Below are 1167 nucleotides of genomic sequence, written 5' to 3'. Positions count from 1 at the left end.
GGGTGCCGCCCAAGGACGTGGCCAAGAACCTCGGCGTGTCCATTCCGACGCTGTACCGCTGGGTGCCAGCCTCCACGCACGCTTAGCGTGCTTTATTTTCCGTTTTCTGAGACGACCCCATGAATAAATCGCTCATCATTTTCGGCATCGTCAACATAACCTCGGACAGTTTCTCCGATGGAGGCCGGTATCTGGCGCCAGACGCAGCCATTGCGCAGGCGCGTAAGCTGATGGCCGAGGGGGCAGATGTGATCGACCTCGGTCCGGCATCCAGCAATCCCGACGCCGCGCCTGTTTCGTCCGACACAGAAATCGCGCGTATCGCGCCGGTGCTGGACGCGCTCAAGGCAGATGGCATTCCCGTCTCGCTCGACAGTTATCAACCCGCGACGCAAGCCTATGCCTTGTCGCGTGGTGTGGCCTATCTCAATGATATTCGCGGTTTTCCAGACGCTGCGTTCTATCCGCAATTGGCGAAATCATCTGCCAAACTCGTCGTTATGCATTCGGTGCAAGACGGGCAGGCAGATCGGCGCGAGGCACCCGCTGGCGACATCATGGATCACATTGCGGCGTTCTTTGACGCGCGCATCGCGGCGCTGACGGGTGCCGGTATCAAACGCAACCGCCTTGTCCTTGATCCCGGCATGGGGTTTTTTCTGGGGGCTGCTCCCGAAACCTCGCTCTCGGTGCTGGCGCGGTTCGATGAATTGCGGCTGCGCTTCGATTTGCCGGTGCTTCTGTCTGTTTCGCGCAAATCCTTTCTGCGCGCGCTCACAGGCCGTGGTCCGGGGGATGTCGGGGCCGCGACACTCGCTGCAGAGCTTGCCGCCGCCGCAGGTGGAGCTGACTTCATCCGCACACACGAGCCGCGCCCCTTGCGCGACGGGCTGGCGGTATTGGCGGCGCTGAAAGAAACCGCAAGAATTCGTTAACTGCACATTCGGGATATTTCTCTATATTCGCGGTTCAGCAGGCATGTCCCCTTTGAGGGCGACCCGACGACAGGATAATCGACCTTATGGTGCGCAAATATTTCGGCAAGGCTCGTCATGGCGTGGGGTGTCGCGATCGTGGCGGTGATGATCCTCTTCACCCCTTTGCTGCTGCGCTGTCCACCATTCCGGCGCTGGTATGGCCGGACGGATGCGCTGTCGGAGCGGCAGC

The 1167-nt window shown here is 60.6% G+C and carries 1 protein-coding gene; it reads left to right on the top strand.

All coding sequences use genetic code 11. The features are described from left to right. Window positions 1–119 precede the first annotated feature (119 nt). Window positions 120–935, top strand: a complete 816-nt coding sequence (gene sul2 / locus ACP7AA_RS13075) for a sulfonamide-resistant dihydropteroate synthase Sul2 (protein WP_001043260.1) — start codon at window positions 120–122, stop codon at window positions 933–935. The last annotated feature ends 232 nt before the right edge of the window (window positions 936–1167 follow it).

Source organism: Psychrobacter sp. DWR1-2-3 (assembly GCF_049896465.1).
GTDB lineage: Bacteria > Pseudomonadota > Gammaproteobacteria > Pseudomonadales > Moraxellaceae > Psychrobacter > Psychrobacter maritimus.
The sequence above is the reverse complement of the archived record's forward strand: the minus strand, read 5'-3'. Positions and strand labels throughout refer to the sequence as shown.

Excerpts from the sequence above, each read along its gene's own strand:
- sul2 (WP_001043260.1), top strand. The coding sequence starts at position 120 with ATGAATAAATCGCTCATCATTTTCGGCATCGTCAACATAACCTCGGAC.